The 15,238-nt window shown below is 71.3% G+C and carries 14 protein-coding genes and 1 pseudogene; 7 read left to right on the top strand and 8 right to left on the bottom strand.

Features of this window, described 5'->3' with window-relative positions:
- Positions 1-41 precede the first annotated feature (41 nt).
- Complete coding sequence (locus ACXKR8_RS08290; protein WP_458274921.1) at positions 42-893, bottom strand: carbohydrate ABC transporter permease; 852 nt, start codon at positions 891-893, stop codon at positions 42-44.
- Positions 894-1,009: 116 nt separating this feature from the next.
- Positions 1,010-1,861, bottom strand: coding sequence for an ABC transporter permease (locus ACXKR8_RS08285; protein WP_458274920.1), 852 nt, complete (start codon positions 1,859-1,861; stop codon positions 1,010-1,012).
- Between the two features lie 281 nt (positions 1,862-2,142).
- Between ACXKR8_RS08285 and ACXKR8_RS08280 the strand changes: the two genes are divergently transcribed.
- Both ACXKR8_RS08280 and ACXKR8_RS08275 read left to right on the top strand, forming a co-directional pair.
- A complete protein-coding gene (locus ACXKR8_RS08280; RefSeq protein WP_458272244.1) occupies positions 2,143-3,189 on the top strand; it encodes a hydroxyacid dehydrogenase in 1,047 nt (348 codons plus the stop codon).
- 100 nt (positions 3,190-3,289) lie between these two features.
- Positions 3,290-4,380, top strand: a pseudogene (locus ACXKR8_RS08275) (LacI family DNA-binding transcriptional regulator).
- Between the two features lie 22 nt (positions 4,381-4,402).
- On the opposite strand, the gene ACXKR8_RS08270 reads toward ACXKR8_RS08275, so the two are convergent.
- Positions 4,403-5,500 carry a LacI family DNA-binding transcriptional regulator gene (locus ACXKR8_RS08270; RefSeq protein WP_458272242.1) on the bottom strand — a complete coding sequence of 366 codons (1,098 nt, stop codon included), beginning with the start codon at positions 5,498-5,500 and terminating at the stop codon, positions 4,403-4,405.
- A 176-nt stretch (positions 5,501-5,676) separates the two neighbouring features.
- Between ACXKR8_RS08270 and ACXKR8_RS08265 the strand changes: the two genes are divergently transcribed.
- The 5 genes from ACXKR8_RS08265 to ACXKR8_RS08245 all read left to right on the top strand — a co-directional run bounded on the left by ACXKR8_RS08265 (position 5,677) and on the right by ACXKR8_RS08245 (position 10,679).
- Positions 5,677-7,083: a choice-of-anchor Q domain-containing protein gene (locus ACXKR8_RS08265; RefSeq protein WP_458272241.1), complete on the top strand. Its 1,407-nt coding sequence runs from the start codon at positions 5,677-5,679 to the stop codon at positions 7,081-7,083.
- 99 nt (positions 7,084-7,182) lie between these two features.
- Positions 7,183-8,748 (top strand): MFS transporter, encoded by a 1,566-nt coding sequence (locus tag ACXKR8_RS08260; RefSeq protein ID WP_458272240.1) that lies wholly within the window; start codon positions 7,183-7,185, stop codon positions 8,746-8,748.
- Between the two features lie 121 nt (positions 8,749-8,869).
- Positions 8,870-9,652, top strand: coding sequence for a CBS domain-containing protein (locus ACXKR8_RS08255; protein WP_458272239.1), 783 nt, complete (start codon positions 8,870-8,872; stop codon positions 9,650-9,652).
- 28 nt (positions 9,653-9,680) lie between these two features.
- Positions 9,681-10,301, top strand: coding sequence for an Rv1733c family protein (locus ACXKR8_RS08250; RefSeq protein ID WP_458272238.1), 621 nt, complete (start codon positions 9,681-9,683; stop codon positions 10,299-10,301).
- A 126-nt stretch (positions 10,302-10,427) separates the two neighbouring features.
- Positions 10,428-10,679, top strand: coding sequence for a DUF6479 family protein (locus tag ACXKR8_RS08245; protein WP_458272237.1), 252 nt, complete (start codon positions 10,428-10,430; stop codon positions 10,677-10,679).
- On the opposite strand, the gene ACXKR8_RS08240 is transcribed toward ACXKR8_RS08245, so the two are convergent.
- The 5 genes from ACXKR8_RS08240 to ACXKR8_RS08220 form a co-directional block, all read right to left on the bottom strand.
- Positions 10,664-11,176, bottom strand: a complete 513-nt coding sequence (locus ACXKR8_RS08240; RefSeq protein WP_458272236.1) for a universal stress protein — start codon at positions 11,174-11,176, stop codon at positions 10,664-10,666. The genes ACXKR8_RS08245 and ACXKR8_RS08240 overlap by 16 nt on opposite strands.
- Before the next feature lie 74 nt (positions 11,177-11,250).
- Positions 11,251-12,303 (bottom strand): carbohydrate kinase family protein, encoded by a 1,053-nt coding sequence (locus ACXKR8_RS08235; RefSeq protein WP_458272235.1) that lies wholly within the window; start codon positions 12,301-12,303, stop codon positions 11,251-11,253.
- A gap of 35 nt (positions 12,304-12,338) precedes the next feature.
- A complete protein-coding gene (locus ACXKR8_RS08230) occupies positions 12,339-13,328 on the bottom strand; it encodes a zinc-dependent alcohol dehydrogenase family protein (RefSeq protein WP_458272234.1) in 990 nt (329 codons plus the stop codon).
- Positions 13,325-14,179, bottom strand: a complete 855-nt coding sequence (locus ACXKR8_RS08225; protein ID WP_458272233.1) for a carbohydrate ABC transporter permease — start codon at positions 14,177-14,179, stop codon at positions 13,325-13,327. The genes ACXKR8_RS08230 and ACXKR8_RS08225 overlap by 4 nt, the downstream gene beginning before the upstream one ends.
- Positions 14,176-15,198 carry a carbohydrate ABC transporter permease gene (locus ACXKR8_RS08220; protein ID WP_458272232.1) on the bottom strand — a complete coding sequence of 341 codons (1,023 nt, stop codon included), beginning with the start codon at positions 15,196-15,198 and terminating at the stop codon, positions 14,176-14,178. The genes ACXKR8_RS08225 and ACXKR8_RS08220 overlap by 4 nt, the downstream gene beginning before the upstream one ends.
- Positions 15,199-15,238 lie beyond the last annotated feature (40 nt).

The following is a 15,238-nucleotide window of genomic DNA, read 5'->3' as shown; positions in this document are numbered from 1 at the left end:
GTGCGTTGATTCGATTGGGGATAAAGCGATGTGACGGTTGGTCAGCTCTTGACGGCGCCGAGCAGCACGCCCTTGGTGAAGAAGCGCTGCAGGAACGGGAAGACGATCAGGATCGGCACCACGGCGATGACCACCATCGCCATCTCCTGCGTCTGCGGCGCCATGTTCAGCGCGGCGTCGCTGGTGGCCGAGGCGTCACTGCTGGCGCCGGCCGAGACGTACAGCTGGAGCAGCGTCTGCAGCGGCCACTTGCCGGTGGACGGGGAGATGTAGAGCATGCCGTTGAAGAAGTTGTTCCAGTAGGTCACGGCATAGAAGAAGCCGACCACGGCCACGATCGACTTCGCCAGCGGCAGCACGATCCGGAACAGGATCTGCAGTTCGCTCGCCCCGTCCAGGCGGGCGGCCTCGTACAGCTCGGTGGGGATCCCCTGGAAGAAGCCCCGCATCACCACCAGGTTGAACACCGAGATCAGCACCGGGAGGACCAGCGACCAGTCGGTGTCGGTGAGGTGGAGGTTGTGGACCAGCAGCCAGCTGGGGATGATCCCGGGCGGGAACAGGAACGCGACCATGCAGCCCAGCAGCACCTGCTTGCCGCCGACGACGCCGGGCCTGGCCAGCGCATAGGCCAGGGTCGTGGTCGCCAGCAGCGACAGCGCGGTGCCGATCAGCGTCACTCCCGCGGAGACGGCCATCGCCCGGCCGACCTGCCCGCCGGACAGGATCTGCTGGTAGGCGTGGAAGCTGATCCGCTCCGGCCACAGCGACCAGCCGCCGTCGCGGATCACCTGGGTGTCCGGCGAGAGGCTGGTGGCCAGCACCGCCCAGAACGGCACCACGACCGCCAGCACGGCCAGGGTCAGCGCGACGGCCTTGCCGGCCGAGGTGATCCGGCGCGGTTCCTCCTGCCAGGCCGGTCGGTTCGCCGCCTGCCGGGTCCGCCGCGCCCCCCGCGCGCGGCGCGCCCGCTGCGCCTGCTCGACCGTCCTGGCCTGCTCGATCGTTGTCACTGGTAGACCCCTTGCTCGCCGAGGATGTGGGCGACCTTGTTGGCTGTGATCACCAGGAGCAGGCCGATCAGGCCCTTGAAGATCCCGGCGGCGGCGCCGATCGACCAGTTGCCGTCGCTCACGCCGTGGTAGTAGACGAAGGTGTCCAGGACCTCGGACACCTGCGGGCCGAAGGAGTTGCGCTGGTTGAGGACCTGGTCGAAGCCGACGTTGAAGATGTCGCCGACCCGCATGATCAGCAGCAGCACGATCACCGGCCGCAGTGACGGCAGCGTCACATGCCACATCCGGCGCTTCCAGCCGGCGCCGTCGAGCGCGGCGGCCTCCAGGAGCTGCTCGTCGACCATGTTCAGGGCGGCGAGGAAGATGATCGTCCCCCAGCCGCAGTCCTTCCAGATCAGCTCCAGCACCATCATCGGCTTGAACAGGGCCGGGTCGCTCATCACGTTGGTCAGGTGGGTGCTGTTGCCCATCACCCCGTGCACGACCCCGGTGGCGCCCAGCAGTTGCTGGAACAGAGCCACCGCGATCACCCAGGACACGAAGTGCGGCAGATAGATCATCGACTGGACGAACTTCCGCGCCCGCGCCCTGGTCAGCGAGTGCAGCAGCAGCGCCATCGCCAGGGGCACCGGGAAGAAGAAGACCAGCTGCAGTGCGGACAGGGACAGGGTGTTGACCAGCGCGTGCCAGAACGCCGGGTCGGCGAACAGCTGGGTGAAGTTGGCGAACCCCACCCAGGCGCTGTTGTTGATGCCCACGAACGGTATGTAGTCCTTGAAGGCGATCACATTGCCGAGCAGGGCGCCGTACTGGAAGACCAGGAAGTACAGGACGCCGGGGACCATCATCGCCAGCAGCACCCGGTCGCGGCGGATCCGGGTGAGCAGGCTGGTCCTGCGGAGTGCGGAGTGGGACGGCAGCTGGGGTACGGACACGGGTGCTCTATTCGCCAGGGACCTAGGGGTGGGCGGAGACGACGCTGCGATTGGGCCGGAGCCTAAATCGATTTCCATCCAACCGTCAACACCTTCACGGCCAGCAATCTTCAATGTGGCCTCTCCAGCTGCGACTTCGTGCTGAAGGCTGGCCGCTTGACGTGGAACATCCCGCATCCTAGGGTCCACCCATGAAATCGGTTTCCATCGCTTCTCACGCGGAATCGCGGCCCCGGGCCGTGGTCGCGATCGGTCCGGACGTCCGCGACCTGGTCCTTCCGCCGCACCTGCTGGACCGGCTCGGCGCCCTGGTCCGGTTCGACCCCGCGCTGGTGGTGACCGACTACGCCCGGCCGGAGGTGCTGGCGGCGCTCGCCGACGCCGAGGTCCTGGTCACCGGGTGGGGCGCGCCCGCGCTGGACGTCGCGGCACTGGACGCCGCGCCCCGGCTGCGGCTGCTGGTGCACGCGGCCGGCAGCGTCAAGGAGGCCCGGATCTGCCCGCAGGTGTGGGAGCGGCGGGTCCAGGTCTCCTCGGCCGCCTCGGCCAATGCGGTGCCGGTGGCCCAGTACACGGTCGCGGTGATACTGCTGGCCGGGAAGCGGGCCTTCCAACTGTCGGCGGACTACGCCCGCGGGCAGTTCCGGCACCAGGTCCCCGGCCTGGGCACCGGCAACGCGGGGCGCACCGTCGGCGTGGTGGGGGCGTCCAGGATCGGCCGGCTGGTCCTGGAGCACCTGGGCCGGCACGGCTTCGACGTCCTGGTCAGCGATCCCTATCTGACCGGACCGGAGGCGGGGCGGCTCGGCGCCGAGCTGGTGGAGCTGGACGAACTGCTGCTGCGCAGCGATGTGGTCACCCTGCACGCGCCGCTGCTGGAGCAGACCCGGCAGCTGATCGACGACCGCCGGCTCGGCCTGATGCGGGACGGCGCGGTGCTGGTCAACACCGGGCGCGGGGCGCTGGTCGACACCGACGCGCTGATCCGGCACTGCTCCGGCGGCGGCCGCCGCGGCCGGATCGACGCGGTGCTCGACGTATCCGACCCCGAGCCGCTGCCGGTCGGCCACCCGCTGCTGACGCTGCCCAATGTCTCCGTCACCCCGCATGTCGCCGGGGCCCTGGGCAGCGAGATCTGCGGTCTGGGCGCGTTCGCGGTGGACGAGGTCGACCGCTGGCTGACCGGGGTGGAGCTGCAGGGCGCCGTCCAGGCCGAGGACCTCGCCCGGATCGCCTGACCGGGTTCCGCGCGGGTTCCGCGACCTGCTCGGGGAGAGGTCCGCGGCCGGCCGCGCGTCGGGTAGCGTCGGCCCGGACAAGGGTGGGTGTTCGATCAGAATGGGACGGCAGATGCCCCGCAGCAGTGCAGCAGCCGGCGGATACGACCGGGGCCCCAAGGCGACCGTGAGCGACGTGGCCAGGCAGGCCGGTGTGTCGCCCGCGACCGTCTCCCGGGTGCTGAGCGGAAACCACCCGGTCGCCAGCACCACCAGGACCAAGGTGATGCGGGCGATCCGCGAGCTCGACTACGTCGTCAACGCCCACGCCCGTGCCCTGTCCGGCAACTACGCCAAGACGGTCGCGATCATCCTGCGCGACATCACCGCGCCGTTCTTCAACACCATCGCCCGCGGCATCGAACGGCAGGCCACCCTGGAGGGACGGCTGTGCCTGATCTGCGCGAGCGACGGCGACCCGGACCGCGAGCTGTCCATCGTCTCCACCCTGCGCGAGCAGAGCACCGAGGCCGTCTTCCTGATCGGCGGCGTGGTCGACACCCCCGAGTACCGGGCCCGGATGGCGCAGCTGGCCTACGCCCTGGACGAGGCCGGCTCCCGGCTGGTGCTGTGCGGGCGGCCCTCACCGGGCAGCGACCTGCCGGTGACGGTGGTCGAGTACGACAACGAGGGCGGCGCGTTCGCCGCGGCCAGCCATCTGCTGTCGGCCGGCCACCGGCGGATCCTGTTCCTCGGCGGGGACGAGGGCAACAGCACCACCGACGCCCGGGTCGCCGGGCTGCGGGCCGCGATGCGCGGATTCGGCGCGGAACTGCCGGCCGACATGGTGGTCCCGGGCCCGCTGAACCGCGGTTTCGGCTACCGGGCGACCAAGGAACTGCTGTCCGGAGGACGGGAGTTCACCGCGATCTTCGCCTGCGACGACCTGGTCGCCGCAGGCGCGGTCGCGGCGCTCAGGGAGGGCGGACGCGAGGTCCGCGCGACATCTCGGTCATCGGCTACGACGACCTCAGCCCGGCGGAGGACGTGTATCCGGCCCTCACCACGGTGCACATCCCGCACGACGAACTCGGCCGCACCGCGGTCCGGCTCGCCCTGCACCGGGACGACCCGGAGCCGCCGTGCCAGTCGGTGGTCCTCGGCACCCACATCGTGGTCCGGAACTCGGTGGCTCCGCTGGCCCGGAGTTGACCCTGCGTCAATCCTGTTGCCCTCAGCGGGATTCCGGGGCCGGACCGGTGGAGTCGCGGAGGACCAGCCGGGGGACCAGCGACTCCTGCCGGTGCGGGGCGCCGGGGTCGGCCAGCCGGGCCCGGAGGATCTCCACCGCGAGCCGGCCGATCTCGGCCTTGGCCGGGGAGACCGCGGTGAGCCGCACGTCCGAGAGGTCGGCCACCTCGTCGTCGTAGCCGACTACGGACAGGTCCCCGGGGACGTCGAGCCCGCGCTGCCGGGCCGCGCCCACCAGCAGGGTCGCCTCCCGGTCGGCGAAGCAGAGCGCCGCGGTGGCCCGCCGCTCCAGCAGCCGGTCCAGGAAGCGCGCGGCGTCGTCGCCGGTCCAGCGGGGGAGCGACTCCACCACGACGGGCTCGGTGCCCAGCCCGGCGTTCTCCAGGCCGATCCGCAGCCCTGATCTGATCTGCGGGGCGGTGTGCGGGCTGGTGCGCTCCAGGTAGCCGATCCTGGTGTGGCCGAGGGCGAGCAGGTGCTTGACCGCCGCGCGGGCGCCGGCGGCGTGGTTGGAGCCGACGAACTCATTCAGGGTGGCCGGGAGTTCCAGGCCGCGTTCGACCAGGACCAGGGCCGTGCCCAGGTCCTCCAGCTCGTCCAGGCGGGACCGCGGATCGGCCTGGTCCAGGGAGGGCACCAGGATCAGCCCGGCCGCGCCGGCCTTGGTCAGGCCCTCGATGGCCTGGCGTTCCCGGTCCGGATCCCAGTCGGTGCTGCGCAGCAGCATCTGGGCGCCGTGGCGGGCCAGTTCGCGTTCGATGCCGACGATGATGCGGGGGTAGTAGTAGGTCATCGAGGGCACGGCGACGCCGATGAGGGGTCCGCTGCCGGCCTTGTCGGCGGAGGCGATGTACATGCCGGAGCCCTGCCGGCGGTAGACCAGGCCGTCCTGCACCAGCAGGTCCACCGCCCGGCGGACCGTGCTCAGGCTGACGCCCTGCTCACGGGCCAGCTCCTGCTCGGTCGGCAGTTTGCCCGCGGGCCAGCGCAGGTCGGCGATGCCGCGGCGGAGTTCCTCCGCCAGGCTGCGGGCCTTGTGCCCCCTGGCGGCCCCGGCTGCGGGGAAGTGCGAAGCGCTCATACGTTCCTGCCCTCGGTACGACACGACGGATACGACCCTACTGGCGGCAGACACGGAGGCGGCGCGATCCCGCCAAGGATTCATTCGCATGAATCTGTTGACGCGTCCAATGACTTGCCCCAGACTCCCCACGAAAGAGATCGCACTCCCCCCGGTATCACCGAAGGAGATCGAAGATGACCGCGAACTCACGACCGGACCGGAGGCCCTGGCGCCGCGCCAGGATCCTCGGGACCGCGCTGCTGCTGGCGCTGGGCGTGATCATGCCGTCCGCCACCGCGCACGGGGCCACCCCGCAGGCAGGCAAGGCGTACTACGTCGACCCCGTCAACGGCAACGCCAACAACCCGGGCACCTCGGCCAGCCCCTGGCGCACCCTGGAGCAGGTCTTCAGCTCCGGGAAGACCTTCGCCGCCGGCGACGTCATCTACCTGCGCAACGGCGACCACGGCAACCCGGTCATCAAGGGCGGGGTCTCCTCCGGCACGGTCACCATCGAGCCGCAGCCGGGCCAGACCCCGGTGCTGCACACCCTGCGCTTCCAGAGCGGCGCCACCCACTGGACGGTGAGCGGGGTGCTGGTCTCCCCGCAGGAGGCGGACGGCACCTACACCACCGGCAACCTGGTCCAGATCGACAGCGGCGCCACCAACAACGTCTTCGAGAACTCCCAGGTCCGCTCCGCGACCGACGCCGTCGCCGGCACCTGGGGCAACACCGACTGGGTCAACCGCAGCGGCACCGGCGTCATGGTCTCCGGCGACAGCAACCAGATCCTCAACAACCAGATCCGCAACGTCCACAACGGCGTCATGCTCAACCGCACCTCCACCGCGGGAGCCGGCGCCACCAACGCCCTGGTCAGCGGAAACAGCGTCAACAACTTCTGGGAGGACGCCTACCGCTGCCTCGTCAGCGGCTGCGTGGTCCAGTACAACTCCGCCATCAACAGCTACGCCGTGGTGCCGCCCGGCACCGAGAGCGACCCCCCGCACCGCGACATGTTCCAGAGCTACCGCGGCGACGGCAGCTTCACCCCGGTCACCGGCGTCGTGGTCCGCGGCAACGTCTTCATCGCCCGCCAGGGCACCCGCTACACCAACGTCCCGTTCCAGTACAACGGCCACTACACCATCCAGGGCATCAGCGCCTTCGACGGCCCCTACAGCGGCTGGACCATCGAGAACAACGTGGTCGAGGTCGAGGTCGGCCTGGCCATGGGCCTGTACGGCATGAGCAACAGCACCATCGTCAACAACACCGTCGTCCCCGACCCCCAGGGCACCGACAGCGAGATCAGGATCTACAACCAGAAGGACGGAACCCCGTCCAACAACGACATCCTGCGCAACAACCTCGCCCACGCCTTCAACACCGCCCAGGCCACCAACCTGACCCACACCAACAACATCACCGTCGGCACGGCCTACTCCACCTACTTCGTGAACTACGGCTCCGAGAACCTGCACCTGAAGTCCGGCAGCCCCGCCATCAACGCCGGCACCAGCACCAACGCCCCCACCATCGACGCCGACAAGAAGGCCCGCACCGCCCCCTTCGACGTCGGCGCCTACGAGTTCTGAATTCCGTCCCCCCGGTACCTGCTGCCCGGCATACTCCAAGGGTTGTTTGACGACGTCCTGCTACGGGGGACGGATGTCTGAATCAATCAGGGAGTGGTCATGGAAATGCCGTCCGGCGGTTCGGGTAGACGCGGAAAGGGTCTGGTCCTCACTGCGATGATCTTCGCGGTGGCGATGACGTTCATCGACCAGACCATCGTCTCCATCGCGGTGCCGCAGATCCAGCGGGAACTGGGACTGAGCAGCACCGGCGTGCAGTGGGCCGTCAACGCCTATCTCCTGGCGCTGGCGGCCCTCTTCGCCTTCGGCGGGCGGCTGGCCGACACGCTGGGCCACCGGAAGATGGTGCTGCTCGGCGTCATCGTGTTCGCGGCCGCCTCGGCCATGTGCGGGCTGACGCCCAAGGGCGGGGCGGCCGAGGCCTGGATCGTCACCTTCCGTGCCCTGCAGGGGGCGGGCGGGGCGATCATGTTCCCGGCCGCGCTGGCGATCGTGGTGCAGACCTTCCCGCTGCGTGAGCGGGGCCGCGCCCTCGCGCTGTTCTTCGGCATCGCCGGCGGGCTGACCGCGATCGGGCCGATCCTCGGCGGCTATCTGACCGAGTGGACCTGGCGGGCCATCTTCTGGGTGAACATCCCGGTCGCGCTGATCGCCCTGGTGCTGATCCTGCTGTCCCACCCGGAGACCGAGCACCGCCCGGCCCGGATGGACTACCGCGGACTGCTGCTGATCGCCGGCGGGGTGGCGCTCAGCGTGTTCGGCTTCCAGCAGGTGCCGATCTGGGGCTGGAGCAGCCCCGGCATCTGGCTCTGCATCATCGGCGGGATCGCCCTGCTGGTGGTCTTCGTGCTGGTGGAACGGAACACCGAGTCGCCGCTGATCCAGGTGCGGATCTTCCGGATCCGGGCGTTCCTGGTGGAGAACCTGGTGCTGGGCATCGCCATGCTGGTGTTCGTCCCGGTGTTCTTCTTCGCCAGCGAGTACGCCCAGATCTCGCTGGGGCAGAAGGCGCAGCAGGCGGGCCTGTACCTGCTCTACTTCTTCCTCGGCTTCGCGGTCGCCTCGCAGATCGGCGGCCGGATGCTCGACCGCGGCGGCGCCAAGCGCCCGGTGGTGCTGGGCTGCGCGCTGGCCGCGGTGGGCTTCTACCTCTGGGCCGGCCAGGTGGTCGACCTGAAGTTCGGCTCGCAGGTCTGGTATGTCGTCATGTCGGGCGCGGGGATGGGCCTTATGCTCGGCCCGGCCAGCACCGACGCGGTCAACCGCGCCTCCCGGCTGTCCTACGGCGAGGCCACCGGCATCACCCAGACCGTGCGCAACTACACTGCCAGCCTGGGGCTGGCCATCCTCGGCACCACGCTGGTCTCCCAGTTCCACTCCAGGATCACCGGCTCGCTGGTCGCCCAGGGCATGCCGCACGACAAGGCGGCGGCGCTGGCCGGGCAGTTCTCGCAGTCCCAGGGCGGTGGCGGCGACACCTCGAAGATTCCGGCCTTCATCCGGCTGGACTTCGCCTACGCCACCCGGACCATCTTCTACGCCATGGCCGGCATCATGGCGGCGGCGGCGATCGTGGCCTTCATCGGCCTGCGCTGGGGGATCCAGCCGGAGGCGGAGACGTCCGAACCCGCCGTCGAGGAGAGCAGCAGCCCCTCGGTGAGCTGAGGTCGCGCTGTCCGACCCGCCGGTGCCGTCCGGCGGGTCGGCAGGGCCGATCGGCCCGGTGCGGCGCGACCCGTTGTCGGCAGAGAGTGCAGCCAACAACGAGGGACACCAGGAGCCGGCCATGACGACAGTGACAGCGGCAGTGACAGCGGCAGTGACAGCGACAGCCACAGCGGCAGCGCAGGGCGCACCCCCGGCCGCCTGGGACGGACTGCCCCGGCACACCCCGGTCAGCGAACTGATGAACCGGCAGGTCGTCACGGTCGACCCCTGGACCGACTACGCCACCCTGGTCACCGCGCTGCACGGCCACCCGCACCAGCTGCTCGCGGTGGTGGACGCCCAGCGCCGGGTGCTGGGCGTGGTCGGGGCCGGCGATCTGCTCGCCCGGCTGGCGGTGGCGGCGCTGCCGCAGCCGACGCGCTTCGGCGCCGGCCAGGCCTGGGCGCTGCGCCGGCGGGCGGCCGGGGTGATGGCCTCGGAACTGATGAGCGCCCCCGTCCGCACGGTGGGCCCCGACACCTCCGCTCCCGAGGCGGCCCGGCTGGCGGCCCGGTGGCAGGTCCACCAGCTGCTGGTGACCGACGCCCAGCAGCGCCCGGTCGGCCTGGTCTGCCGCTGCGACCTGCTCCGGGCGGTGTGCCGGGACGACGCCGCGATCCGCTCCGAGGTGCTTTACCTCGCCGTCGCCGCCGAGACCGGCGCCGACCGGGCCACCCTGCGGGTGGACTGCGAGCACGGTCGGGTGCTGCTCGACGCCCGTACCGCCCGGCGCAGCCAGGCCTACACCCTGCTGGGCCGGGTACGCGCAGTGGAGGGGGTGGTCCAGGTGGCCGAGACCCTGCGCTGGGACACCGACGACCAGCCCGTGGCGATGCGGCAGCACCCGTCGCACCAGCTCTGAAACGACAGTTGACGAGGAGTCGAGAGCGATGGCCATCCCCGCCGCCGTGCCCGGACCGTCCCACCACCCCGCCCAGCGCCGTTCGGGCCTGAGCGCGTTTCTGGCGCACCGTCACAACCCGTTGTGGCGAAGGACCGACACCCTCCGCGGCCGACTGCGGGCGCTGGTGCTGCTGGGCCTCGCCGTCGCCGCCGGCCTGTCCGCGCTGGGCGCGCTCGGGCTCTACCAGCACGACCGCGGGCACGCCCAGCGCTACGCCGCCCGGCTGCACCAGGTCCCGGCGGTGGCGCTCACCGCGGCCAACCAACGCTCCGTGGGCGTCGGGGCCGGCTTCACCGCGCTGGTCCGCTGGACCGATGCCTCGGGCCGGACGCACCAGGCCCAGGCCTCCGTCGACCCGGGCACGACCGCGGCCGGCGACCGGGTCACCGTGTGGCTGGACCACGCCCAGCGGGTGAGCGCCCCGCCGACCACCGCGGCCGACTCCACCGGCCGGGCGATCCTGCTCGGCGGCCTGCTGCTGGCCGGCTCCGGCAGCCTGGTGCTGACCGCGGGAACCCTCGCCCGCGCCCAACTGAACCGCACCGACCTCCGCAACTGGGACCGCGACTGGCAACACATCGAACCCACCTGGTCCCGCCGCAGCTGACCCGCCCCGCAGGCCGGCAGATCTTACGGTGTTCTTCCCCCAGTGGCCGCCGGGGTGCGGGGGTCACACGCTGGGAGGAGGACGGGCGGCGCTGTACGGGCACCGTCCCGGTGGAGAGGAGCGGTCATGGTTCTCCAGGCAGCGATGTTCACGGACGGCGAGGGGCTCAGTCTGGGCCTGGTGATGGGGGTGATCGTCGTCGCGGCGCTCATTCTCGCGGCCGTGCTGGGTGCGCGGCGCAAGGAGCGGGAGCCCGAGCCGGACCGGATGCCGCACTCCCCGGAGCGCGACGCATGGTCGACCCCGCTCTCCACTCCGGGGCACGCCCCGCACGGGGACGCCAGCACCCCGGAGCACATCATCTACACCCGGCCCTGACCCTCGGCCCCAGGAGGCGGGGGCGGCGGGGGGATGGAGCCGACGGCGGGGGCGGCCTCGGGCCAGACCAGCAGCACCGGGCAGGGGGCGTGGTCGACGGCGAAGCGGGTGGCCGGGCCCAGGCTGCGCGGGCCGAGCCGGTGCCGGTCGCCGTCGCGGGCGCAGATCAGCAGGTCGGCCCCCTCGGCGGCGTGGACCACCTCGCGTTCGACCCGGCCGTGGGCCTGGACCCGGGCCGCCGGGCGGCCGAGGCGCTCGGCGGCGGCGTCCAGCAGGGCCGCTGACGCGCTCACCGAGAGCGTCTCAAGCTGGTCGCCGGGGTCGCGCTCGCGGTGGCCGCGGCCGAGCAGGCCCGCGAAGGAGCCGTGCGCGGCTGCGGCGACGTCGTCGCCGGTGACATGGAGCAGGGTGATGTCGGCCCCGGCCGGGGCATGGACGCGGGCCGCGTCCACGGCGGCCTGCCAGGTGCCTTCGGTGATCCAGACGATTACGGTCACAGGCCCACACTGCCACAGCGGTGCGGGGAAGAGCCCGCTCAGCGCGAGCTTGTCCCCGCCGTCCGCAGGACGTTCTACTCGGCGGCTCCGGCGGCTCCGGCGGCTCCGGCGGCTCCGGCGGCTTCGGCGCGGCTCGGCGGGTCGGCGCCGCGGCGGGTGCAGGTGAGTGCGGCGACGCGGCCGGCCAGGGACAGCGCCCGGGCGACGTCCGGATCCAGGCGCGGGCCTGCGGTTGCCGCCCGCAGCCGGGCCAGCGGGGACGGGCCGTCCGGCTCGCCCGGGCCAAGGTGCTCGCCCGGGCCCGGGCCCGGGCGCTCGCGCGGGCCCGCGCCCAGCAGCCCGGCCCGGAGCAGGCCGCTGAGCAGCCCCGCCATAAAGGCGTCACCGGCTCCGATGGTGTCGACCACCGTGACCGGCGTCGGCGGCAGCTCGCACCGGCCGCCGGGCCACCAGGCCTGGGCCCCGGCGCCGCCGCGGGTGAGCACCACCAGCCGGGGGCCGCTCCGGGCCCAGCGGGCGGCCACCTCGCGGATGTCCTGGCCCGGGTAGAGCCAGTCCAGGTCGTCCGCGCTGGCCTTCACCACATCACTGGCGGCGACGAGGTGCTCGACCCGTGGCCGCTCCTGGCCCGGTGGTCCGAGCAGGTCGGGCCGCAGATTGGGATCGTAGGAGACGGTGGCCCGGGCCCGCGCGGCGCCGACCGCCGCGCGCACCTGCTCGGCGCCGGGGGCGAGTAGCGCGGCGATCGAACCGGTGTGCAGGTGGGCGGCAGGAGCGGTGGGTTCGACCACCGAGGGCGGCAGCTCCCAGTGGATGTCGAACGCATAGCCCGCGCTGCCGTCGGCGTCGACCGAGACGGTGGCGCTGGAGGTCGCGGCGTCCACGACGGAGCCGGGGCTGAGTGCCACCCCGTTGCCGGTGAGGTGGCTCCGCAGCAGCTGCCCGAGCGGATCCCGGCCGATCCGGGTGGCGAGCTGGACCGGGTGGCCCAGCCGGACCAGGCCCAGGGCGACATTGGCCGGGCTCCCGCCCGGACAGCTGTGCCGCTGTCCGTCCGGGTCGACCACGATGTCGGCGAGGGCCTCGCCGAGGACGAGTACGGACGGGGTAGGTACTGGTGTTGCCATGAGTGCTGCTCCTGGGAGCGGGTCAAAGGAGCGGGTCAGGGGAGGATCTGGATCTTTCGGCCCTTGCCGGCCTGGAACTGCTGCAGAGCGGCGGCGTAGTCGTCCAGCGGGAGCCGGTCGCTGATGAAGACCTGCGGGTCCAGCACCCCGGCGGCGAAGAGGTCCGCCGCGCGTTCGAAGCTGTGCAGCACCGCCATCGAGCCGGTGATGGTGATCTCCTGGTTGTAGATCCGGTAGGGCTCGATGGTGGCCCGCGCCGCGTAGTCGGAGACGCCGAACTGCAGGTACGTGCCGCCCTTGCCGACCCGGCCGAGCGCGTCCTGGATCGCCTGCTGGTTGCCGGTGGCGTCGATGACCACGTCCCAGCCGCGCGGCCGCTCGATCTCGTCGGCCGAGGTGGCCGCCCGGCTGCAGCCCAGCGACCTGGCCGTGGTCAGCCGGTCGTCGTTGATGTCGACCATGTCGACGGTGGCGGCCCCGGTGCGCTTGGCGAGCTCCAGCATCATCAGGCCCATCGTGCCCGACCCGTAGATCAGCACATGGGTGGCCAACTGGCTGCGCAGGATGTCGTAGCCGCGCACCGCGCAGGACAGCGGTTCGATCAGCGCCGCGTCCCTGGTGCGGATGTGCTCGGGCAGTTTGACGCAGTTGGCGGCCGGGGCGACCGCGAACTGGGCCGCCCCTCCCGCCACGGTGACCCCGATCGCGGCCCAGCGCTCGCAGAGGTTGCCCCGGCCGATCCGGCAGTAGTGGCACTCGTGGCAGTACAGCGAGGGGTCCACCGCCACCTGGTCGCCGACCGCCAGGCCGCGGACGTCCGCGCCCAGCGCGACGATCTCACCGGCGAACTCATGGCCCGGGACGATCGGCAGGGTGGGGGCGAACTCGCCCTGCAGGATGTGCAGGTCCGTGCCGCACAGGCCGCAGGCGGCGACCTCGATCACGACGTCCCGGGGCCCGGGCGTCGGATCTTCCACGGTCTCGATGCCCACCACCCCGGGTGAGCTGATGACGGCTGCCTTCACTTGACGGCTCCAAGGGAGAGGCCCTGGACGAGCTTGTCCTGGGCGGCGAACCCGGCGATGAGCACCGGCAGGGAGATGCAGACGGCAGCGGCGCACACCTTGGCCAGGAACAGGCCCTGGCTGGTGACGAAGCTGGTGAGGAACACCGGTGCGGTGTTGGCCACCACGCCGGTCAGCACCTCGGCGTAGAGGAGTTCGTTCCAGCTGAAGATGAAGGCGATCAGCGCGGTGGCGGCGATGCCGGGGGCGGCCACCGGGGCGATGATCCGGCGCAGGATGGTCAGCAGCCCGGCTCCGTCGATCGCGGCGGCCTCCAGGATCTCCCTCGGCACTTCGGCCAGGAAGGAGCGCATCATCCAGACCGCGATCGGCAGGTTCATCGAGGTGTAGAGGACGACCAGCAGCCAGATGTTGTCCAGCAGGCCGGCGTTCTTGGCGATCAGGTAGATCGGCAGCAGCCCGGCCACGGCCGGCATCATCTTGGTGGAGAGGAAGAAGAACATCACATCGGTCCACTTGCGCACCGGCTTGATCGACAGCGCGTAGGCGGCCGGGATGGCCAGCAGCAGCACCAGCACGGTCGAACCGATGCTGGCCGTCAGCGAGTTGATCAGCGGCGGCCACGGGCTGACCCCGGTGGTGGCGCCGAAGAACTCGCGGTAGCCCTGCAGCGTCAGACTGGCGCCGACGCTCGGCGGGTTGGTCGCCGCGCTGGACTCACTGTGCAGCGAGGTGAGCACCATCCAGGCGAACGGGAGGAAGAAGAACAGTCCGCACAGCCAGGCCAGCAGGCCCAGCAGGCTGCGCTGGCGATGTTGGCCAACTCGCTTGTTGACCAGAGCGGTTGTCACAGCGTCTCCTCTCGGAACAGCGATGAGACGGTTCTCAGCGCGAAGGTGGCGATGAGGATGGAGCAGGCGACCACGATGACGCCCTCGGCGGACGCCTCGCCGTAGTCGTGGCCCTGGTAGAAGGTCTCGTAGACGGTGTAGGGGAGGTTGGCGGTGCCCAGGCCCCCGGAGGTGATGGTGAACACCGCGTCGAAGTTCTGGACCACGTAGATGCTGCCGAGCAGGGCGGCCAGCTCCAGGTAACGGCGCAGGTGCGGGTAGGTGAGGTAGCGGAACACCTGCCAGGTGCTCGCCCCGTCCACCCGCGCCGCCTCGACCACGTCCAGGGCCCGGCTCTGCAGCCCGGCGAGCAGGATCAGCATCATGAACGGGGTCCACTGCCAGACCAGCGAGGCCTCCACCGAGATCAGCGGGACCACCGAGAGCCAGTCCGGCTGCGGGGCGCTGCTGCTGCCGAACAGGCTCCAGACCCAGGTCAGCACGCCGTCGAGGAGCCCGTAGGAGGCGTTGTAGATGGCTTGCTTCCACAGCAGCGCCGAGGCCACCGGCACCACCAGGAAGGGGGTGATCAGCATGGTCCTGACGATGCCCCGACCGAGGAACTTCCGGTCCAGCAGCAGGGCCAGGCCGAGCCCCAGCAGCAGGCTGACCAGCACCACCGAGGCGGTCAGCACCACGGTGGTGACGATGGCCGAGCGCAGCGCCGGGTTGGAGAAGGCGTTGGTGTAGTTGGAGAAGCCGCCGAAGCCGCGGTCGCCCGGGTCCAGCGCGTTCCAGCGCACGAAGGAGATGACCACCGTGCCCACGAAGGGCAGTTGGGTGACCACGATCATGAAGACCAGGGCCGGCAGCAGTGGGGCCCGGCGGGCCCAGGCGCCGCGGGGCTTCCCGGCGAGCCGGGCTGCCTCCTGACGCCCGGGACGGGTGAGCCGGGTGAGCCGGAGCCGGCTCGGGGCGGAACTCGGTGGGGAGCCGGGCTGGGAACTCGGTTGGGGGCTCGGGGTGGAGAGGGTGCTCATCGGGTTTCTCCGCTTCGCGTGGGCGGGCGCGTACGGGGTG

It is taken from the genome of Streptacidiphilus sp. PAMC 29251, assembly GCF_054208735.2.
This window is presented reverse-complemented; position numbering and strand designations above follow the sequence as displayed.